General features: G+C 64.3%; 12 protein-coding genes. 6 read left to right on the top strand and 6 right to left on the bottom strand.

Annotated features, from left to right (window positions below):
* Window positions 1–115: 115 nt before the first annotated feature.
* The gene (locus tag RT131_RS11015; RefSeq protein WP_313172864.1) at window positions 116–439 is read left to right on the top strand and encodes a hypothetical protein; all 324 of its coding nucleotides are present in this window, start codon (window positions 116–118) and stop codon (window positions 437–439) included.
* 263 nt (window positions 440–702) lie between these two features.
* Here RT131_RS11015 and adhP read toward each other — a convergent pair whose 3' ends face one another.
* Window positions 703–1,731 (bottom strand): alcohol dehydrogenase AdhP, encoded by a 1,029-nt coding sequence (adhP, locus tag RT131_RS11010; protein WP_313172856.1) that lies wholly within the window; start codon window positions 1,729–1,731, stop codon window positions 703–705.
* Window positions 1,732–1,841: 110 nt separating this feature from the next.
* Window positions 1,842–3,371 (bottom strand): aldehyde dehydrogenase, encoded by a 1,530-nt coding sequence (gene adh / locus RT131_RS11005; protein ID WP_313172855.1) that lies wholly within the window; start codon window positions 3,369–3,371, stop codon window positions 1,842–1,844.
* Window positions 3,372–3,613: 242 nt separating this feature from the next.
* On the opposite strand from adh, the gene RT131_RS11000 reads away from it, so the two are divergent.
* Window positions 3,614–5,473 carry a sigma-54-dependent Fis family transcriptional regulator gene (locus RT131_RS11000; protein ID WP_313172854.1) on the top strand — a complete coding sequence of 620 codons (1,860 nt, stop codon included), beginning with the start codon at window positions 3,614–3,616 and terminating at the stop codon, window positions 5,471–5,473.
* Between the two features lie 216 nt (window positions 5,474–5,689).
* On the opposite strand, the gene eda is transcribed toward RT131_RS11000, so the two are convergent.
* A complete protein-coding gene (gene eda / locus RT131_RS10995) occupies window positions 5,690–6,328 on the bottom strand; it encodes a bifunctional 4-hydroxy-2-oxoglutarate aldolase/2-dehydro-3-deoxy-phosphogluconate aldolase (RefSeq protein ID WP_313172853.1) in 639 nt (212 codons plus the stop codon).
* Window positions 6,315–7,337 carry a sugar kinase gene (locus RT131_RS10990; protein WP_313172852.1) on the bottom strand — a complete coding sequence of 341 codons (1,023 nt, stop codon included), beginning with the start codon at window positions 7,335–7,337 and terminating at the stop codon, window positions 6,315–6,317. The genes eda and RT131_RS10990 overlap by 14 nt, the downstream gene beginning before the upstream one ends.
* 273 nt (window positions 7,338–7,610) lie before the next feature.
* On the opposite strand from RT131_RS10990, the gene RT131_RS10985 reads away from it, so the two are divergent.
* The 4 genes from RT131_RS10985 to RT131_RS10970 all read left to right on the top strand — a co-directional run bounded on the left by RT131_RS10985 (window position 7,611) and on the right by RT131_RS10970 (window position 18,954).
* Window positions 7,611–10,373, top strand: a complete 2,763-nt coding sequence (locus RT131_RS10985) for a TonB-dependent receptor (protein WP_313172851.1) — start codon at window positions 7,611–7,613, stop codon at window positions 10,371–10,373.
* Window positions 10,374–10,582: 209 nt separating this feature from the next.
* A complete protein-coding gene (locus tag RT131_RS10980) occupies window positions 10,583–13,753 on the top strand; it encodes a TonB-dependent receptor (RefSeq protein ID WP_313172850.1) in 3,171 nt (1,056 codons plus the stop codon).
* Between the two features lie 78 nt (window positions 13,754–13,831).
* Window positions 13,832–14,893, top strand: coding sequence for a pectate lyase (gene pelA / locus RT131_RS10975; RefSeq protein ID WP_313172849.1), 1,062 nt, complete (start codon window positions 13,832–13,834; stop codon window positions 14,891–14,893).
* 272 nt (window positions 14,894–15,165) lie between these two features.
* Window positions 15,166–18,954, top strand: coding sequence for a LamG-like jellyroll fold domain-containing protein (locus RT131_RS10970; RefSeq protein ID WP_313172848.1), 3,789 nt, complete (start codon window positions 15,166–15,168; stop codon window positions 18,952–18,954).
* Between the two features lie 170 nt (window positions 18,955–19,124).
* Here the strand turns inward: RT131_RS10970 and RT131_RS10965 are convergent, their stop codons facing one another.
* On the bottom strand, window positions 19,125–19,715 hold the full coding sequence (locus RT131_RS10965; protein ID WP_313172847.1) for a cysteine dioxygenase family protein: 591 nt from the start codon (window positions 19,713–19,715) through the stop codon (window positions 19,125–19,127).
* A 56-nt stretch (window positions 19,716–19,771) separates the two neighbouring features.
* Window positions 19,772–21,376, bottom strand: coding sequence for a carboxylesterase/lipase family protein (locus RT131_RS10960; RefSeq protein WP_313172846.1), 1,605 nt, complete (start codon window positions 21,374–21,376; stop codon window positions 19,772–19,774).
* Between the last annotated feature and the right edge of the window lie 45 nt (window positions 21,377–21,421).

The raw sequence follows: 21,421 nt of genomic DNA, 5'->3' as shown, positions 1-21,421 counted from the left end.
CTAACGGCCACGGGCGTATCTGTGACCGCCCAACAGGGAGGGTTGTGCCATGTACCGCCCCGATCGAGTGGAGCATCCGCTAGCGCCTACGTTGTTTGGTGCTGATCCCAAGCTGATGCGGCGAGGCCGGCTCAGGCGCAGCCAACATGCGGCCGACGAGGTGGCGCAGGATTTCGTGCAGTACAGCCTGGACGACTATGCGCGGCGGCGACGCGGTGCGCGCGGTTGGCTTGACCTGCAACCGGCCTATGCATTTGCACTGGCCACACATGCGGCGGACTGGCCGCGTGGCAACAGCGATACCGACGGCGAGCTTGCCGAACATTGGGAGCAGGCACGCGGCGGCTCACGGCTGCGCTGGGAGCAGGTGCGGGACCTGGTCGAAGACGCATGGCTGGCGCTGGACCGCATACCGGTAGCAGCGGTGCACGCACGCTAGGAAGAAGGTGGGGAGGTTTTTGTGGGAGCGGCGTCAGCCGCGAAGCTGGCAACGCTTGGCTACCGATGGGTATGCAATCTGAAAGTGCATGAGCTCTTGCGGCTTCGCCGCACCCTCTCCTGCCTTCGGCATCCTCTCCCGCAAGGGGAGAGGAGAAAAGCTACAGCCAAAGCCAAAGCCAAAGCCAAAGCCAAAGCCAAAGCCCTCAAAGCAACCCGACCAACACACCCCGGGGGAGGTGCGGATGTGCTGGCCGGCTGCGGTCAGGCGTTGAAGTCCAACACCACGCGTCCTTCAATCGCACCTGCATGCATGCGCTTGAACACGTCGTTGATGTTCTCCAGCTTGTCGGTGCTCACCGTCGCTGCAACCTTGCCTTCGGCAGCGAACTGCAGCGATTCCTGCAGGTCCAGGCGGGTGCCGACGATCGAGCCACGCACGGTGATGCCGTTGAGCACCATGCCGAAGATATCCAGCGGGAAGTCACCCGGCGGCAGGCCGTTGAGCGACACCGTGCCGCCACGCCGCACCATGCCCAGCGCCTGTTCGAAGGCCTTGGGCGATACCGCCGTCACCAGCGCGCCGTGTGCGCCGCCGATTTCCTTCTTCAGGAAGGCGGCCGGATCCGTGTTGCGGGCATTGACGGTGACGCTGGCACCCAGGCGCTTGGCCAGGGCCAGCTTGCTGTCGTCGATATCCACCGCGGCCACGTTCAAGCCCATCGCCTTGGCGTACTGCACCGCCATGTGGCCAAGGCCGCCGATACCGGAAATCGCCACCCAGTCGCCGGGCTTGGTGTCAGTGACCTTCAAACCCTTGTAGACGGTGACACCGGCACACAGGATCGGCGCGATCTCGACGAAGCCGACTTCCTTGGGCAGCAGGCCGACGTAGTTGGCATTGGCCAGCGCGTACTCGGCGAAACCACCGTTCACCGAGTAGCCGCTGTTCTGCTGCGCTTCGCACAGGGTTTCCCAGCCACCCAGACAGTGCTCGCAGTAGCCACAGGCCGAATACAGCCACGGGATGCCGACGCGGTCGCCTTCCTTGATGTGGGTGACGCCCGCACCGACCGCAACGACATGGCCGACGCCTTCATGACCGGGAATGAACGGGGGATTGGGCTTCACCGGCCAGTCGCCTTCGGCGGCGTGCAGGTCGGTGTGGCAGACGCCACAGGCTTCGATCTTGACTAGGATATCGCCAGCGGCCGGGCGCGGCACGGTGACCTCTTCGATCACCAGCGGCTTGCCGAATTCGCGGACTACTGCCGCCTTCATCGTCTTGTCCATCAATCGATCTCCTTTGTGGGGGGATAAGTCCAGCTTGGCGCCAAGCGTGGCCTGGCGCCTTGATCCAGATCACGCCCGTCTATTCAGCAAGGGGCGCATCCGGGCCTGGTTCAGAAAAAGCCCAATTTCTTCGGCGAGTAGCTGACCAGCAGGTTCTTGGTCTGCTGATAGTGGTCGAGCATCATCTTGTGGTTCTCGCGGCCGATGCCCGACTGCTTGTAGCCACCGAACGCGGCATGTGCCGGATAGGCGTGATAGCAGTTGGTCCACACCCGCCCTGCCTGTATCGCACGGCCCATGCGGTACAGGCGTGAAGCATCGCGGCTCCACAGGCCGGCACCGAGGCCGTAAAGGGTGTCATTGGCGATCTCCAGCGCTTCCTCTTCGGTCTTGAAGGTGGTCACCGACACCACCGGCCCGAAGATCTCCTCCTGGAACACGCGCATCTTGTTGTGGCCCTTGAACACCGTCGGCTTCACATAGAAGCCATCGGCGAGGTCGCCGCCGAGCTGGTTCTGCTCGCCACCGATCAGCACTTCGGCGCCCTCGGCCTTGCCGATCTCGATGTAGGACAGGATCTTCTGCAGCTGCTCCTGCGAAGCCTGTGCGCCCACCATGGTGTTCGGGTCCAGCGGATTGCCCTGCTTGATCGCCGCCACCCGCGCCAAGGCGCGCTCGATGAACTTCTCGTAGATCGACTCCTGGATCAGCACCCGCGACGGACAGGTGCAGACCTCGCCCTGGTTGAAGGCGAACATCACGAAGCCTTCCACCGCCTTGTCGAGGAAATCATCGTCCTCGGCCATCACGTCGGCGAAGAAGATGTTCGGCGACTTGCCGCCCAGCTCCAGCGTTACCGGGATCAGGTTCTGGCTGGCGTACTGCATGATCAGCCGGCCGGTGCTGGTCTCGCCGGTGAAGGCGATCTTGGCGATACGCGGGCTGCTGGCCAGCGGCTTGCCGGCTTCCAGGCCGAAGCCGTTGACGATGTTGAGCACGCCCGGCGGCAGCAGGTCGCCGATCACTTCCATCAACACCAGGATCGAGGCCGGGGTCTGCTCGGCCGGCTTCAGCACCACGCAGTTGCCGGCGGCCAGTGCCGGTGCCAGTTTCCACGCTGCCATCAGCAGTGGGAAATTCCACGGGATGATCTGCCCGACCACGCCCAGCGGCTCGTGGAAGTGATAGGCGACGGTATCGTTGTCGATCTGCGACAGGCTGCCTTCCTGCGCGCGCAGCGCACCGGCGAAGTAGCGGAAGTGATCGGCCATCAACGGCACGTCGGCATTGAGGGTCTCGCGGATCGGCTTGCCGTTGTCCCAGGTCTCGGCATGGGCGATCAGCTCAAGGTTTTCCTCGATGCGGTCAGCAATGCGGTTGAGGATGTTGGCGCGCTCGGTGGTGGAGCGCTTGCCCCAGGCGTCCTTGGCGGCGTGGGCGGCATCCAGCGCCAGTTCCACGTCCTCGGCGTTGGAACGTGCCACCTGGGTGAACACCTTGCCGGTGACCGGCGTGATGTTGTCGAAATACTGGCCACTGCGCGGGGCCACCCATTCGCCGCCGATGTAGTTGCCGTAGCGGGCTTTGAACAGGGACTGCGGGTCGGTGGCATGCGGTTTGGCGGACAGGACTGCGTTCATCTGTGGAATCTCCGGTTCAGCGGTGTGTGGGCCGCGTGTGTGGCGGTGGCTACAACAGCGCAAGAGCGATGCCAAGTTCTGCCTGTTGCGTTGCGGCACGAAGAAACGCCATTGACTACGGAGGCTCGGCGGCAGATTTGCTGCACTGCGAAATCGCCGGTGATTGCAGCGCCCGCTCCGGTGTGGTGTTAATCGGAACAGTGGTTTGAACAGCTGTCGCAAAATGCGACACAGGAGCGCTCATGGCACTGGCACTGCAGCATCGCGTGGGCAACGCCCGCCGCTCGTTCTTCGAGCGCGGCACCACGCCCGTGGGCACCGTGCCCGACACCATCCTGCAGTCGTGGCGGCGCTGCCAGCGCAGCGGCCTGCTGGTGGATGCCGAACCTGCGCTGGAGCCCCTGCCCGGCCACAACCTGCGTGAACTGCGTGAGCGCCATGAACGCTTGTGGCGGCTGGCGCGCGCTGAGCTCGACGGGCTGGCCGCACACACCGCCAGCACTGGCAGCATCGTGCTGCTGACCGACGAGAGCGGCTGGATCCTCAATGCCGAGGGCAGCGCCGGCTTCCTCGACAAGGCCGGGCGCGTGGCCTTGATGCCGGGCGTGTGCTGGAGTGAGTCAGCCGTCGGCACCAATGCCATCGGCACCGCGATCGTCGAAGGCCGCGCGGTGGAAGTCCGCGGTGGCGAACACTACTTCGCCCCGCACGGCATCCTCAGCTGCTCGGCCATGCCCATCCACGATCCGCATGGGCAATTGGCCGGCGTGCTCGACATCAGTGGCCCGGCCAGCATGCAGCAGATGCATGCGATGGGCCTGGCGCGGTTGGCCGCCAATCGCATCGAGCACCGCTTCTTCGAGAATGGTCTTGGCGATTGCGAACTATTGCGCCTGCACCACGACCGCACCTTGCTGGGTACCGCAGGCGAAGCGGTGCTCGGCTTCCGCAATGGCCGACTGGTGGCCGCCAATGGCGTTGGCCTGCACCTGTTCGGCCTGGAACGTGGCGATATCGGCCGCGCATCGTATGAGGCCTTGTTCGAGATGCCGTTGTCGCGGATGCGCGATGAAGGCATGTTGCAGGATCGCAGCGGTCGCGTGCTGCATGGCCAGTTGGATGTACCAGCATCGGCAGCTCGCACGCGGACGGCCAGCGCCGCGTCACCGCTGGCACGGCCGACGCCATCCACGGTCGCCGCGCCCGCCGTGGTATTCGATGCAGGCCAGCGCGAACAACTGCTGCGCGCCGGTCGCGTGTTGGAAGCAGGCCTGCCGGTATTGCTGCAGGGCGAAACCGGCACCGGCAAGGAAGTGGCGGCGCGCGCGCTGCACGCGCAAGGCAGCCGTAGCGGCAAGCCCTTCGTCGCGGTGAACTGCGCGGCCCTGCCCGAAGGCCTGATCGAATCGGAGTTGTTTGGTTACGAGGAAGGTGCCTTCACCGGCGCGCGTCGACAAGGCAGCCAGGGCCTGCTGCGGCAGGCGCAGGGGGGCGTCTTGTTCCTCGATGAAATTGGCGACATGCCGCTGGCGCTGCAGCCGCGCCTGCTGCGCGTACTACAGGACCGCGAGCTGTCACCGTTGGGCGGCGGCAAGCCGGTCAAGCTGGATTTCATGCTGATCTGCGCCACCCACTGCGACCTGCAGCAGGCGATGGATGAAGGCCGGTTCCGTTCGGATTTGTACTACCGCATCGCCGATCATGTGCTGCGCTTGTCGCCGCTGCGTGAGGCGCAGGATCGCGCGCAGCTGCTGCAGGCGATGTGGCAGCCCTTGGCCCAGGGGCGGGTGTTGAGCGTGGAGGCAGAACATTCGCTGGTCGCGTACGACTGGCCGGGCAATCTGCGCCAGCTAGCGGCCTGCCTGCGCACCCTGGTGGCGTTGACCGAGCCGGGGACGGTGATTGATACGGAATTGCTGCCGGAGTATCTGCATCAAGCTGCGCGACGCACTGCTGCTGTGCCGGTGGTGGATGGCAGCCTGCAGGAACTGGCTTTGGATGTGATGCGGCAGACCTTGGTGGCCTGCGATGGCAATGTGAGCCTGGCAGCGAAAAGGTTGGGGGTTAACCGCAGTACCTTGTATCGGCGCTTGAAGCTCTAAAGCTGAGCAACAGCAACAGCAACAGCAACAGCAACAGCAACAGCACCCCTCCCCGGCCCTCCCCTTCGCTGCGCGAAAGGGAGGGGGAAGTTCCGGCGGCCTGCGGCATCCAGCGCAACTGCAGCTTCAGCCCCCTCCCTTTGCCGAAGGCAAGGGGAGGGTTGGGGAGGGGTCAGCTCTTGATCTTGATCTTGATCCAATCCCCCAATCCCGGCATCAACCCGGCAAAACAGCCGCAGCGCGTGCCAGGGCTTCAATCCCAGCCCAATCGCGCGTCTGCAGCAACTCACGCGTGGTCAACCACGAGCCACCCACGCACAGCACATTCGGCAGGTGCAGGAACTGCGATGCGGTCTGCGCACTGATGCCGCCGGTCGGGCAGAAGCGCACGTCACCGAACGGGCCATTCCAGGCCGACAGCATGCCCACGCCGCCAGCCTGTACGGCCGGGAAGAACTTGAACGTATCCAGGCCCTGCTCCAGCCCGCGCATCAGTTCCGAGGAGGTGGCAACGCCAGGCAGGAACGGCAGGTCGGTATCGCGTGCTGCGGCGTACAAGGTGTCGGTGGCGCCTGGCGAGACCGCGAAGCGGCCGCCGACGGACTTCACTTTCTCCATCTGTGCCGGGGTCAGCACGGTACCTGCGCCGACCACGGCATCCGGTACGGCCTCGACCATGGCCTTGATCGCATCCATCGCGTTTGCGGTGCGCAAGGTCACCTCGATCACCGGCAAGCCGCCGTTGAACAAGGCCTGCGCGACCTGTACCGCATCGTCGACGTTGTCGGGAGTGAACACCGGAATCACCGGTGCCAGTTTGAGCACAGCGCGTACGCGCGGATCAGCGCCGGACATCGAACTTTCCTTCGCCCATCAGGGCCATGACGTCGGCCACGCCGACGGGGTTGAAATCACCGGGAATGGAATGCTTCAGGCAGCCTGCGGCCAAGCCGAAGCGGATCGTGGTTTCCGCATCCATGCCTTCGATCAGGCCGTGCAGCACCCCGGCCGCGAAGGCGTCACCTCCACCAATGCGATCGACGATATCGGTCAGCTCTTCGGCTGGCGCCAATGCACGGGTGCCATCACGGCCGAGCAGCATCGCGCCCAGCGAATGGTGGCCGACGCTGTGCGCGGTGCGCTGCGTGCAGGCCATGTACTGCAGGCGCGGGAATGCCGCGAATGCCATCGCCGCAGCGGCATCGACGCGCGCCTGCGGCTCGGCTTGGTTGAACTCGCCGCCCAGCACCACGCCGATGTCGCGGTAGTCGGCAAACACGATGTGTGCGCAGTCAAACAGATCACGCAGGATGGCCTTGGCGTCGCCGCCCCAGCGCTCCCACAGCTTGGGCCGGAAGTTGCCGTCGAAGGACACCTTGATGCCGCGCTCATTGGCGGCGCGGGCGGCGGCCAGGGTGGCCTGTGCGGCTTCCATGCCCAAGGCAGGACTGACCCCGGACAGGTGCAGCCACTGCGCGCCCTGCAGCAGCGCCGGCCAGTCGTAGCTGTCGGCGCGGGCACTGGCGAAGGCGGAGTCGGCGCGGTCATAGACCACTTCGCTGGGTCGGTGGCCGGCACCGGTGGTCAGGAAGTACAGGCCCATGCGGCCATCGCTGCGGCGCACGCGCGAGGTGTCCACGCCGTGACGGCGCAGTTCGCCAGCTACCGCCGCGCCCAGCGGGTTGTCGGCGACCACGCTGATCATCGCCACGTCGTGGCCAAAGTGTGCCAGCGACACGCCGACATTGGCTTCGGCACCGCCGGCATGCACGTCCAGCGTGGGTGACTGCAACAACAGCTGGTTGCCAGGCGCGCCCAGGCGCAGGAGCAGCTCACCAAAACAGACAACACGGGGGGAAATCATCGCCATTCCTGTCTCCTCGTCGATCGGCGCGCATCATGGCACGGATGATTGACTATCGGTGTCATTCGGTCGCCACTGTCCCCTCGGTTGCCCGTGTTACCGTCCTCCAATGTCCTTCAGACAATGGTTTCCGCCCTGTTTGCTCCCTGTTGCAGTGCAAGATGCTCCCTCTTCACGCAGCTGCTACTTTCCGTTTTGACCAGCGGTGTCATCCAGCGGAAAGCACAAGCCGGAGCCACTGCATCGCATGCAAACCTTGGAGAGGGGAAGCACATGAATCCACGTAACTCGCAGAAAAAGACACCGGTTACCTTGCTCGCGTTGGGGATCAGTTTGGCCCTGCAGGCAGGCGTTGCCATGGCCCAGGACGCCGCTGCGCCGGCTGCCGGCACCGCCGCCACCGAACTGGATGCAGTCACCGTCACCGGTTACCGCGCCAGCGTGGAGAAGGCGCTGGACATCAAGCGCGGCGAAGCCGGCGTGGTCGATGCCATCGTCGCCGAGGACATCGGCAAGTTCCCGGACAGCAACCTGGCCGAATCGCTGCAGCGGATTCCCGGCGTGGTGATCACCCGTGACGGCGGCGAAGGCCGCAACATCTCGGTGCGTGGCCTGGGCCCGGACTTCACCCGCGTGCGCATCAATGGCATGGAAGCACTGAGCACCGTTGGCAGCAGCGATGGTCAGGGCGGCACCAACCGTGGCCGTGGTTTCGATTTCAACGTGTTCGCCGCCGACCTGTTCACCCAGCTGATCGCGCGCAAGACCGCCTCGGCCGATGTCGAGGAAGGCTCGCTGGGTGCCACTGTAGACCTGCGTACCGCGCGCCCGTTCGACTATGACGGCCTGACCATCGTCAGCAATGTGCAGGCCTCGTACAACGATGCCTCGCAGTCGGCAATGCCGCGCTTCGCCGGGCTGATTGCCAACAGCTGGGCGGATGGCAAGTTCGGCGCCCTGTTGTCGGTGGCCTATTCCGAGCGTGAGACGGTGGAGGAAGGTACTGGCACCGTACGTTGGGCCGGCGGCGGCACCAATGGTGGTTTCAATGCGGCCTCGCCGTTCAAGGACGCGCTGAAGACGGACGTGTATTCGCCACGCTTCCCGCGCTACACGCTGATGGAGCATGACCAGAAGCGCCTGGGCGTGACCGGCGCGCTGCAGTTCAAGCCCAGCGACCTCACCACTTTCAGCCTGGACGCGCTGTACTCCAAGATCGACGCCAAGCGCGATGAGAAGTACATAGAGGCCAATGGCCTGAGCAAGTCCACCAATGATGGCAAGAAGGAAATCGTCGTCAACAACGGCGAAGTACGCAATGGCGCGCTGGTCTACGCGGAAATGGACAACGTGGACATCCGCGCCGAGAACCGCCATGACGAGTGGAGCACCGAGTTCTACCAGCTCAGCCTGGATGGCGAGCATCGCCTGACCGACAACTTCACCATCACCGGCAAGGTGGGTACCTCGCGCTCCAAGCACGACAACCCGGTCCAGGCCACCATCATGATGGACAAGCTCAACGTTGACGGCTACAGCTACGACTACCGCGGCAACCCGAACAAGCCGGTCTTCAACTACGGCATCAATCCGACCGACCCCAGCGGCTGGACGCTGTCCACCATCCGCCTGCGCCAGAACTACGTCACCAACGATTTCGACAACGGCCAGTTGGAGTTCTCGTGGGCGATTGGCCCGTCCTTCACCCTGGAAGGCGGCGTGCAGGCCAAGAACTTCAGCTTCGACTCGATGGAACGCCGTCGTGTCGGCCTGGAAACCGCGGTGCCGACCTTCGACGGCAGCAAGATCGTACCGGTCAACATGACCGAACTGGCCAGCCTGCAGGGCATGTCCGGTTCGCCGGGCAAGTGGGTGGTGCCGAACTTCAACGGCATCGCCAATGAGTTCGACATCCTCAGTGGCGAAGGCATCTATGCGCTCGTCGACTATGCGGCCAGCATCCGCAGCGTGCAGGAGCAGGACCGCGGCGGTTGGTTGATGGGCAAGTTCGGCTTCGACATCGGTTCGGTGCCGGTAACCGGCAACATCGGTGCGCGCTACGTCAAGACCAAGCAGACCTCGACCGGCATTGCCTCGGCCAGTGGTACGCCGGTGCGCACCACGGTCAGCCGTGAGTACAACGACTTCCTGCCGTCGCTGAACCTGGTGGCGGAGATCACCCCGGACTTCCTGATCCGCTTCGGCGCTGCCAAGGTGATGTCGCGTCCGGGCCTGGGCAGCCTGACCCCGGGTGTCACCGTCAGTGTCAGCGGCAGTGCGCGCACCGTCAGCGGTGGCAACCCGATGCTGGACCCGGTGCGTGCCAAGACCGCCGATCTCGGCTTTGAGTGGTACTTCGAAGAAGGCGCGATGCTGGGTGTTGGCCTGTTCTACAAGGACATCGAGAGCTTCATCCAGCCGACCCGCGAAAGCCGCGTGTATGCGACCAGCGGCCTGCCGGCGAGCCTGCTCGACAACCTCAATGCCAGCGTCAACGACGAGTTCGTGTTCAGCGCCCCGGTCAATACCCCGGGCGGTGATCTGACCGGCGTGGAGTTCAACTACACCCAGCCCTTCTCCTTCCTGCCGGGCAAGTGGGCCAACTTCGGCACGCAGTTGAACTACACCTACGTCGAATCGAAGATCCAGTACGTGACCTCCGGTGGCGTGATGGCGCAGAAGGACGACCTGACCGGTCTGTCGCGCAATTCGTGGAACGCGACCTTGTTCTACGAAGGCAGCAGCTGGTCGGGCCGCGTGTCGGCGACCAACCGCGATGACTACCTGATCCAGGTGCCGGGCACCGAAGCGGGCTTCGACAGCAAGGGCCTGGGTGTGCACGGGCAGAGCGGCACCACCTTCATTGATGCGTCCATCCACTACCGCATCAGTGACCAGCTGGAAATCAGCCTGGAAGGCGCCAACCTGACCAACGAAGCTCAGGAATCGTGGGTGTCCAATCCGTCGGTATCGCTGCCGCTGGAATACAGCGAGACCGGTCGCCAGTTCACCCTGGGCCTGCGTTACAAGTTCTGATAGACGCACTTTGGCAGGGGGCGGATCGCATTCTCTCCGCAGATCCGCCCCTGCTTTTTCATTCTCCGCAGGCCATGGTCATGCCATGGCCTGACGGCTGTCCACGTGCGGCCGCAACGGCCCGACAGCACGTCTGAATCACTCGCCAGGGATATCCCCACACCCCTTCCAGTCCGCTTGATTCCCCGTCCGGGGAAGGAGCCCACCGCATGGATCGTAAGCGCCGTTTTGGAAAGACACCGGTTACCTTGTTGGCAACCGCCATTGCTTCGGTTTTGACTGCTCCCCTCGCCTTCGCCCAGTCCGCACCTGCGGCCGCCGAGGCCACCCAGCTGGATGCAGTGAACGTCACTGGCTACCGCCAGAGCCTGCAGAAATCGCTGGACGAAAAGCGTTACACCACCGAACAGGTGGACGCGATCTTCGCCGAGGACATCGGCAAATTCCCCGACCAGAATCTTGCCGAGTCGCTGCAACGCATCGCCGGCGTATCGATTGATCGCGAAGGCGGCGAAGGCCAGCGCATCTCGATCCGTGGCCTGGGCGCGGACTTCACCCGCGTACGCCTCAACGGCCTGGAAGCATTGGCCACCGCCGGCAACGGCAGCAGCGGCGTCAACCGCAGCCGCGGTTTCGATTTCAATACCTTCGCCTCCGAACTCTTCAGCCAGGTCAAGGTCAACAAGACCCAGTCGGCGCAGATGGATGAGGGCTCGCTGGGTTCGACCGTCGACCTGCGTGGTTCGCGTCCGTTCGACTTCGCTGGCTTCCAGGCCTCGGCCTCGGCGCAGGCCGGTTACGGCGAGCTGGCGGAAAAATTCGATCCGCGCTTCTCCGGCCTGATCAGCAATACCTGGGCCGATGGCCGCTTCGGCGCCTTGCTGTCGGGCTCGTACAGCAAGCGCAACGTCTACGAGGAAGGCTATAACCCGGTGCGTTGGGAGCATGGCAACCATCGCAACTCGAACCAGTCCACCGCTGCCAACAACGGCACCTACGGCTTCTGTTCGCCGGTGGGCTACAACCCGCAGACGCCACGCAACCCGGCGTCGAATGAAACCCCGGCCGGCAGCGGCAGCCAGGCCAACCAGGACCGCAACAACGGCTGGGGCAGCTACGGCATCAGCAAGACCCATTGTGGCAACGGTTTGCCGCGCCCGGCCAACACGCCGGAGAACATCGCCGCTTACGAGACCGCGACCAATGCGTGGATTCCGCGCTACCCGCGCTATATCCGCACCGCGCATGAGATCGAGCGGCTGGGTGTAACCGGCGCGTTCCAGTTCCGCGTTTCCGATGACACCTTGCTCAGCTTCGATGCGATGTACTCGAAGCTGGACAAGGACCAGCGCGAAGATTCCATCGGCGCCAACCTGCACCGTGCCGCCAACCTCGGTGGCAAGACCCAGATCGTGGTGCGCGAGGCTGAAGTGGATGCGCAGAATCGCCTGGTCTACGGCGTATTCGACAACGTCGATTTCCGCACCGAATCCAGCCTGATCGAGGAATCGACCACCTTCCAGCAGTACAGCCTGAACCTGGAACACCACTTCAACGACGCAGTGAAGCTGGAGGCCGTGCTCGGCCACTCCAGCTCGGACTACGAGCGCCCGGTGTTCTCGTTGGTGAGCTTCGACAACAGCAATGTCGATGGCTTCGTGATGGACATGCGCAACGGCGGCGACATGCCGAACATGACCCTGCCGTTCGCCCTGAACGACGCGGCGGCATGGTCGTGGCTCGGCTACGGTGCAGTGCCGGTCAACAGCAACGGCACCGCGCGCGGCAGCAACATCAGCGAAGTGCGCTTGAACCCGAGTTACGTCAACAACGCCTTCGACACCGCCAAGGTCGACCTGCAGTTCAATATCAATCCGACCTTCACCCTGCGTACCGGCCTTGCCTACAAGGACTACGACATGGAGTCGGAGGAGTACCGCCACATCAGCTATGGCCGCCTGGCCCAGGCCTTGCCGGCAGGCGTCACCGTCGGTGACCTGAGTACAACGCTGACCGGCTTCGGCAAGAACCTGTCCGGCAATGTGCCGAACGGTTGGCTGATCCCGGACTTCGGCAAGATCGCCGAGCTGCTCAACATCAACTGCAATTGCGATACCGGCGTGCAGGGCGGCGATTACCGTCTGGCCGGCATCGGCCACTTCGGCGCTTCCAACAACAACTTCGAGGTCAACGAGCGCAGCCTCGGCGGCTACCTGCAGTTGGACTTCAACACCGAACTGTGGGACCGCGCCTTCCGCGGCAACCTCGGCGTGCGCGTGATCAATACCCAGATCAGCGCCTCGGGCTGGGCACCGTGCAACGCAGCCACATCGGGCAACAACTCGGCCAACTGTGAATCGTTCTTCGGTGTGGCCAGCGCGACGGCTGCGGCCGGTGAACGCTCGCTGGTGCGCTCGGTGGTCAACCACAGCTACCAGGACGTGTTGCCATCGCTGAACCTGGCCTGGGACGTGGCCGAGAACGTGGTGTTGCGTTTCGGCGCAGCCAAGACCATGGCACGACCGACGCTTGCCTACCTGTCACCCAGCGTCAGTGGCGGCCCCACCGGTTACTTCGATGACGGCCGCGTGTTCGCAATCAACCTTGGCAATCCCAAGCTCGATCCGTTCCGCTCGACCAACTACGACCTGAGTGCGGAGTGGTACTTCGGTGATGGCGGCCTGCTGTCTGCTGCTTTGTTCTACAAGGACATCGACAGCTATGTGCAGCGCACCCGCCTGCTGACCACCTGGGGTGCCATGGGCTACTCGCTGGATCTGCTGCCGGCTGGCTTCACCGCCGACACCCTGTTCAACGTGCAGAGCTACTACAACACCCCGGGCGGCCCGCTGAAGGGCTACGAGTTGAGCTACCAGCAGCCGTTTACCTTCCTGCCCGGCATCTGGAGCAAGTTCGGCATCCAGCTCAACTACACGCATGTGGAGTCGAGCATCAAATACATGTTCAGCTCGGCCGGCAACAGCAATACCAGCATCACCACCACCTTCACCGACAACGACCTGGTCAACCTGTCGCCGAATTCGTACAACGCCACTTTGTACTATGACGACGGCAAGTTCAGCGCCCGTGTTTCCACCAGTTACCGCGACGGCTACATCGGCGAGATCCTCAGCCAGGAAAGCGTCTGGGACCTGGACGGCAACCAGTTCGCAACGCCGGATGTGACCGGCAAGAACAGCGTGCGCAACGTCGACTTCAACATGTCATACAAGGTCAACAAGAAGCTGTCGCTGACCTTCGAGGCGATCAACCTGCTCGATACGCCGGACCAGCGCTACGTGGACTCGGCGCTGCAGATGTCCGACCGCTACACCGTTACCGGTCGCCAGTATTACCTCGGCGCGCGCTACAAGTTCTGAGATGAAACATACGCACGGCCAATGCAGTAATACCGGGATGCCAGCACGCTGGCGTCCCGGTGCATGCAGGAGGATGCGATGAGGCGTTTGTGGTTATCGACCGCGCTGTTGATCAGCGCGGGCTGGAGCTCTGCAGCGGTGCAGGCAGCCGCACCGCGCACCGAGCCCGAAGCCGAGAACATGTTGCTACTGCAGACCGCCTCCGGCGGTTGGTCCAAGCAGTACCAAGGCAAGGCGGTGGATTACCAGCACGTGTTCAGCGCCGACGAGCGCAAGGCGTTGCAGGCCCCGGATCGGCTGGATGACGCCAATATCGACAACAAGGCGACCACGCGTGAGATCCGCCATCTGCTGCAGGTATGGAAAGATACCGGCAACACCGTTTACCTGAGCGCCGCGCAGCGTGGCGTGGACTATCTGCTGGCCGCGCAGTACGCCAATGGCGGCTGGCCGCAGTACTACCCCGAGCGTTCGCTGTACCGGCATCAGATCACCTTCAACGACGACGCGATGACCCGCGTGCTGGACCTGCTGCAGGACATCGCCGAAGGTGCGCCCGCGGTTGCGGGTCTGCCGCCGGAATACGCAGGCAAGGCCAATGCCGCCCTGCAGCGCGGTCTGCAGAACGTATTGGCCACGCAGGTACGCATGGATGGCCGGCTTTCCATCTGGGCCGCGCAATACGACGAGGTCAGCCTGCAACCGGCCAAGGCGCGTTCCTACGAACTGCCATCGCTTGCCGTATCCGAGTCGGTAGGCGTGCTGCGCCTGTTGATGCGCCAGCCCGAGCCGAGCCCGCGGACCATCGAGGCCATTGAAGCCGGCCTGCAGTGGCTGCAGGCCAATGCCTTGCCGGACCTGGCGACGCGCAAAGTCGAAGCACCGGAGCAGCCCAGCGGCAAGGACGTGCTTGTAGAACCTTTGGCAGGCGCACGGTTGTGGGCACGCTTCTACGATCTGCAACAGGGACGGCCGATGTTCGTCAATCGCGAGGGCGAGCGTGTGGCGCGTTTCGCGGATATTCCGAACGAACGCCGGGTAGGTTATGCCTGGTATGGGGTATGGCCGGAGCAGTTGCTGGTACGGGAGTGGCCGAAGTGGGCGCAGCGGCATGGGCGGAAGATGCCGGAGCGAACGTGAAGCCAGGCCCTTCTCCCTCCGGGAGAAGAGCCTGTCCCCGCGAAGGCGGGGATGGCCCGAAGGGCCGGATGAGGGTAAGGGCGAAGCTGCTGGCAATTATCGATACCGAGCAACTCCGACCCTCTCCCCACCCCCCGCTCCGCGCCCCGGCCCTCGCGCCAGCGCAAGGGCGTTCGTAGCGGCGCGAACCTTTGGTTCGCGAGCGCCCCTTCTCACCCCGGAGGGAGAGGGGCTTGAGCAAGGCAGTCAACCGATTTGGAACGAGTTAGACAATGAACCAGAAAACCGTGTTGCGTCCCACCCACCTCGCCTGCGTGCTGAGCTTGTTGTTGGCACCGCTGAGCGCAGTCGCGCAGTCGCCTGAGCTGTTGTTCCGCGTCTCGGCAGACAAGGGCTTCGTCGCCGACAGCGCAGGTGGCGATGCCACGCCAAACTTCCAGGACAAGGTCAGCCTTGCCGACGATGGCGCGCATGGCCGTGCGATCCAATGGCAGGACGACGGCGTGCTGTCGTGGAACGCGCCCGGTAACATCCAGGCCGAGCGCGGCACCTTGTCGTTCTTCTGGCGCTCGCGTTATGCGGTGGGCGAAGCCCCGTTCGTGATCTTCCGGGTCGGCTACGCCGACCACAGCAGCTGGGACATGGCCTGGCTGCGCATCGACTGGAACGGGCACGGCTTCGATGCCTTCGTCACCGATGCCAACCTGGCCCGCACGCGCGTCTCGTTCAAGCTCGACAGGAATCCTTCGCCCGAGCAATGGCAGCACATCGCCTTTGCCTGGGACGAGGACAAGGGCGTCAAGCTGTTCATTGATGGCCGTGAAGTCGCGCAGGCGGCCACCACCGGTGATTACGACGCAGCGCTGGACCAGCTCGGCCTCGCCGGCCGGGTGATGGCGCCCTACCAGGTGCAGAGCCGCTACAACTTCCTGCGTGGCAGCGACTTCGACGAGATCCGCGTTTACGACCGCATGCTCGATGGCGCCGGTGTGGCCGCGCTTGCGCGCAATGCCGAGCCGCGCAGCGCCGAGAGCGGCAGCGCCTCGCAGCGCGCCTGGTGGCACCGCTATGGCTGGGAGGGTGCCGCACCGCCGGCACTGAGCGCGCCGACGACAAGCATCCGCAAGGTCGAGTTCGCCGATGTAAAGGACAAGCTGCAGTGGATGTGGAAAGGCACCGATGGCATCGCCGAAACCACCTGGCCCGGCGTCTACAACCGCTCGCGCCTGCCCGGCCGCAATGATTACTTCCAGTTGCCGGACTGGAACACCTATGTGGAAGGTGGCCAGCAGCTGGACCTGACGGTTCCCGAAGGCGAGCACATCAATCGCATCGAGATCCGCGGTGCCGCCTACGGTGAGCTGAAGGGCACGGCCGGTACCCTGTTCAAGCGTCCGCAGGGCGTGGTGCGCAGCGTGGACAGCTTCGCCGACCAGGTCGGAGGCACGCTGCATTTCCACAACACCGCGCAGGAAACGCCGATCCAGGAGATCTGGGGCTACCAGGTCAGCGACGCGGCCGAGCCGGAAGGCACGGTCAAGCAGCGCTACCAGATCGATAGCAGCGTATTGCCGGATTACACCAATATCGCCAGCCTGCGCGACTACATCGACGGCCGCTTCGCGCCGGACGAGCGCAGCACGGTGATGGCGCTGCCCAAGGGCGCAGGCTCGCGCAAGCGCGCTGCCGACAGCCTGCCGGCCAAGCCGATGCCGATCGTGCACGTGCTCATTCCGTCCGGCGTCGGCGATGCACCGGCCGCACAGCCACTGATCCGCAGCTGGGCGCATAGCTGGGAGAACATGTACGACGGCCTCGATGGTGTGGCGATCGATATCCCCGCATTGGACCTGCCGGCGACGCATGACGGTCTGATCCCGCTGAACATCCGCATCAAGGACCCTATCTGGCCGGCGCGCGACATGATCGACGTTTCGGTGTCGGTGAAGCCGGGTGAAGCACGCACGCTGTGGCTGGATCTGCGCGACCGTATCCTCACCGCCGACAGCCTGTGGATCTCGGTAGCCTCGGCTGCGCCCGGCTTCAATGCCGCATCACTGGACGGCGCCGAAGTGCGGCTGGTGTTCAAGCAACGCAAGGAGGCGATCAAGCAGCATGTCGCCGATCGCTTCAACCAGGTGCGCGACAACTGGGGCTTCCTGGTCGAGGAGCACACCACCTCCAAGCGCCAGCGGCTGTACTCGCGCGTCTATGCTGATCTGAGTGATCTGCTGCGGGTCGATCCGGACCATGAGCTGGGCCGCCTGTATTGGAATTACATCAGCTACAACAGCCAGGGCAAGCCGCCGTTCGAGCAGCCGCAGGCGCCGAAGGGCGTGCCGTTGTGGGCATTCCGCCAGATTGAAGACCTGAAGTACGTGCGCCGCTTTGTCGACTGGTGGATCGAGAACCGGCAGGTCGCCTATGGCGATTTCGGCGGCGGCATTTCCGACGACAGCGACTTGACCCAGCAGTGGCCGGGACTGGCATTGATGGGCGTGGAGCCCGAGCGCTTGAACCGCTCGCTGACCGCACTCTCCGATGCGATTTACCGCAACGGCATGTTCTCCAACGGCCTGAGCACCATCGAGACCGACGAGCTGCACGCCTACGAGGAGGGCATCAATACCAACAGCGCGATGCTCTACCTCAACTGGGGCGATCCGCTCACCGTCGAGCGCCTGATGGAGACGGTGAAGGCCTTCGACGAGCGCATCATCCTGCGCAACCCGCAGGGCAATCTGCTGTTCTCCAGCAACTGGTTTGGCGGCAACAAGGTTTACCGCGAGCCGAACTGGCAGTGGCAGAAGCCGTATTCGTTCCCGGCGCTGCATCCGGCTTTCCTGATGGGTGAGTACAACGCCGATCCCACCGGCCGCAAGTTGGTAACCGGCTTGGCGGATGGCTATCTGGCCCACGCCTACAAAGACGACAAGGGCCGCTTCACTCTGCCCAACGAGATCAACTGGGCCACCGGCAAGACCCGCGGCGGCGAGTTGAACCAGGGCTCGGGCAGCGGCGATCTGATGCACACCTTCTGGGCCGCGTGGCGCTGGACCGGCGATGCCAAGTACCTGCAGGCGCTGGACTACCGCGTGGTGCGTGGTGGGCCGGGCGTGCTGTCCAACCTCGGCGAGAACTATGTCGATGTACTGGGCAGGCAGCAGGACTGGGGCAAGCAGTTGCTGGCCGACGCCGACAAGGGCGGCAGCGGCTTTGCCGCGATCAGCGCCTGGCAGCAGACCGGTGACAAGAAGTACCTGGAAGCACTGCACGCCGACGGCATCCAGGCCAAGGCGCAACGTGAGTACATGAACACCGAAGGCCACTGGTGGAGCGACCGCGTCGAAGCACCGAGCGAATTCCTGCAGCGTCTGCGCCTGGGCGGCATCGGCCTGAAGCGCAACCAGAGCTGGCCGGGGCATACCGTCAGCTGGCAGTTCGCCCAGCCTGAGGGTGCCGAGCAGGTCGCTTTGCTGGTGCATGCGCCGTCACGTGAGCGCTTCAAGGTGATTGCCTACAACCTTGGCAACACGCCGCTGGAAGCGACCATGACCGGCTGGAATATCGCTGCCGGTACCTGGCGGATCCGCAGTGGCGTGGATCGCGATGGTGATGATGTGATCGACGGCAAGGCGGAGGTTCGCGAGGTGCTGCTGGAGAAGAGCGCCAGCACGCAGCTGCGGTTTGTGCCAAAGCAGAACCAGGTATTCGAGTTCGAGCTGGTGACGCCCGGCACACCGGTGGAGACACGCGCGGACCTGGGCATTGGCCGTGGCGATCTGAAGATCGAGGGTGAGCGCGTGCAGTTGACCGTGCACAGCCTGGGGCATGTCGGGACTGGCGCTGGTTATGCGGTGCTTGAAGATGCGCGCGGTCGTGAGGTCGCTCGGGTTGCGGTGCCTGCATTGGAAGCGCCGTTGGATCTGTCGCCGCGGACGGTGACGGTGGAGCTGCAGATGCCAGCCGGGTTCAAGCGCGAGGGCGCGAGCGTACGGGTTGGCCTGGAAGGGGATGTGGCTGAGGTGACCAAGCTAAATAATCGCTTGCCGCTGCAGTGATTGTTCAAGCCCCTCTCCCGAAGGGAGAGGGGCTTTGCTGACTGTAGTGCCGAGCCATGCTCGGCAGAGGCTTTACCGGTAATGCCTCTTGCCGAGCATGGCTCGGCACTACCGGCGTTGGTTGGATTGCCGGCTTCGCGGCTTACGCCGCTCCTACAAAAGCCGCCGGCTCACGCGTCCAGGCCCAACTCCCTGCATTCACGCGCATACCAGCGTGGTGCGTCATCGATAGGCTGGAACACGTGGCTGCGTTCCATCACCTGCTGGTAGACATGCACCGAGATCGCAATCCGCTCGGTGTCGCTATTGCGCAGCGTATGGAATTCATCCGGCGGAATCAGGTTGCCAGCGCTGCCCTTGCAGCCGTGCAGGCACTCGCGTGGCGCGAACTGGTAACGCTCACCATCGCGCCCCAGCATCCGGTATGGGGTGATCTCCAGCGTGCCCTGCCATACGCCCTCCACGCACCACAGGCCATCGTGGTCATGCAGTGGCGTGCCCTGTCCCGGCCCCCAGGTCATGGCGATGATGCTGTAGCCATGTTCCGGGCTGCGGTAGATCTCGCGGCGCGCGTAGTGGTCATGCACCGGTGCGTGCACGCAGGCCGGCAGCACGATCTGCGGATCGCGGATGGCGCGTTCCAGCACAGCCTGCACCTGGGCGACCGTGCTGTGGGTATCGCTGGCCTGCAAGGCGGCGTCGATACCGTCCAGCAGGCGCTGGCGACCAGCGAATTCGGGATGCGGCGATTGCAATGTCATCACCGCAGTCTAGGCAAGGCAGGTAAAGATTCCGTTGAAACTATCTACCGACCAGCTCAGAAGGTGCCGCGCTGGATGAAGGGCGCCTGCTGATAAAGCCGGCGTTCGCCACCGCGCGGGTCGTCCATTTGCCGGCTTTGTGTGTCGAACAGCATGGTTTGTCGGCGTTCCAGACCGTATTGCTGCCAGTGCGGCAGGCCGGCGTGGTTCGGATCGCCGTGCCGTGCGAAGGCCAGCAAGGCATCACTCATCGTATCGGCGAGCTGCTGCATCGCCGCACCGCTGCCGGTGCGGGAGCCGGGCTGGCGGTTGTTGTGGAACACCAGCGGGATGTCCAGCGTATGGAAGGCGCGCAGCCTGGCGGCGTCGCCATCGCGGTTGTAACCGTCCAGCTGATATGCCCAGGTCGGTGCGCCCTGGCGCGCGCGCGCTTCCAGTTCTTCCACCGCACCGCGCCAGGAGCGGCCGGCGGTGGTGGCGGCGAAGAACACGTCCGACGGTGTGTACTGCGGATACAGGCGCCGGTACTCGGCGATCACCACCGACGGCAGCAGGTCCACGTATTGCTGGGCTTCGAGCTTGGCCGGCAATTCCTCCCAGCTCAGCTCGAAATTCTTCGGGTCGTTGCCGAGGAAGGCACGGGTTTCGTCGTGGGTGTTGCCGATCACCATCGGGATCGTCGCCGATTGCTGCGGCGCCTGCGGCCAGAACGGATGCACCGGCAGGTTGCGTGCGTCCAGCACCGGGCCGACGTAGAGGCTGCTGTTCTCCACGCGCGAGGGATCGCGCACTTTCACTGCCTCCAGCAGTTGCTGCATCGGCATGCGCCGCAATGCCTCGGGATCGTCCTTGAGGTGATCGAGCACCAGCTGCGCGCGTTGTGTGGCCGCGCGCGGGCCGGCGGCGGTGGCCTGCTGGCCGCTCATCGTCCAGGCGCGGTGGAACAGGCCCTTGGCTGCCGGCATCGCCATCAGCGTGGCGATCTTGGCGCCACCGCCTGACTGGCCGAACACGGTGACGTTGTCGGCATCACCGCCAAATTCGGCGGCGTGCTGGCGCACCCATTGCAGCGCCTGGATCAGGTCGAGCTGGCCGACATTGCCGGAGTCGGCGAAGGTCTCGTCGCCGAGCTGGGCCAAGTACAGATAGCCGAACAGATTGAGGCGGTGGTTGACCGTCACCACCACCACGTCGCCGCGTCGGCTCAGGTTGCCGCCATCGTACAGCGGGTCGCTGCCGGAGCCGTTGTTGTAGGCGCCGCCGTGGATATAGAACAGGATTGGCCGCTTGCCGCCGTCACGCAGTGCTGGCGTCCACACGTTGAGGTAGAGGCAGTCTTCGCTGCCCGGGCCTTCGCTGCCGGTTTGCGGGGCAGCTGCTCCGTAGTCGAGCGCATCACGTATGCCGCGCCAGGGGTGTTCCTGCAGGGCGGACTGGAAGCGGCGTGGCGCGGTGTCGGCGCCGTAGGGGATGCCGCGGAATACGTGCGTACCGTTCTCGGTCTGGCCGGCCAGGCGGCCGCTGCGGGTGCGGGCGATGGGGCTTGCTAGGGTGTTGGCCCAGCTGGAGTTGCTGAGGGTTGCAAGGCTGGTTGCCGTGGCCAGCAGGGTGGTTTGCTGGAGGAAGCTGCGGCGGGCGGGATTGTTTGGGTGTTGGGGCATGGTGCTTTCCTGGGTAGCGGGATTGGGCGCGCTTCGCCCTCTCCG

The sequence above is a fragment of the Stenotrophomonas sp. genome (assembly GCF_032066555.1).
GTDB lineage: Bacteria > Pseudomonadota > Gammaproteobacteria > Xanthomonadales > Xanthomonadaceae > Stenotrophomonas.
The sequence above is the reverse complement of the archived record's forward strand: the minus strand, read 5'-3'. Positions and strand labels throughout refer to the sequence as shown.

Bases quoted from the DNA above. Each gene is read 5' to 3' on its own strand.
- RT131_RS11015 (WP_313172864.1), top strand. From the start codon at position 116: ATGCGGCGAGGCCGGCTCAGGCGCAGCCAACATGCGGCCGACGAGGTG.
- adhP (WP_313172856.1), bottom strand. From the start codon at position 1,731: ATGGACAAGACGATGAAGGCGGCAGTAGTCCGCGAATTCGGCAAGCCG.
- adh (WP_313172855.1), bottom strand. From the start codon at position 3,371: ATGAACGCAGTCCTGTCCGCCAAACCGCATGCCACCGACCCGCAGTCC.
- RT131_RS11000 (WP_313172854.1), top strand. From the start codon at position 3,614: ATGGCACTGGCACTGCAGCATCGCGTGGGCAACGCCCGCCGCTCGTTC.
- eda (WP_313172853.1), bottom strand. From the start codon at position 6,328: ATGTCCGGCGCTGATCCGCGCGTACGCGCTGTGCTCAAACTGGCACCG.
- RT131_RS10990 (WP_313172852.1), bottom strand. From the start codon at position 7,337: ATGATTTCCCCCCGTGTTGTCTGTTTTGGTGAGCTGCTCCTGCGCCTG.
- RT131_RS10985 (WP_313172851.1), top strand. From the start codon at position 7,611: ATGAATCCACGTAACTCGCAGAAAAAGACACCGGTTACCTTGCTCGCG.
- RT131_RS10980 (WP_313172850.1), top strand. From the start codon at position 10,583: ATGGATCGTAAGCGCCGTTTTGGAAAGACACCGGTTACCTTGTTGGCA.
- pelA (WP_313172849.1), top strand. From the start codon at position 13,832: ATGAGGCGTTTGTGGTTATCGACCGCGCTGTTGATCAGCGCGGGCTGG.
- RT131_RS10970 (WP_313172848.1), top strand. From the start codon at position 15,166: ATGAACCAGAAAACCGTGTTGCGTCCCACCCACCTCGCCTGCGTGCTG.
- RT131_RS10965 (WP_313172847.1), bottom strand. From the start codon at position 19,715: ATGACATTGCAATCGCCGCATCCCGAATTCGCTGGTCGCCAGCGCCTG.
- RT131_RS10960 (WP_313172846.1), bottom strand. From the start codon at position 21,376: ATGCCCCAACACCCAAACAATCCCGCCCGCCGCAGCTTCCTCCAGCAA.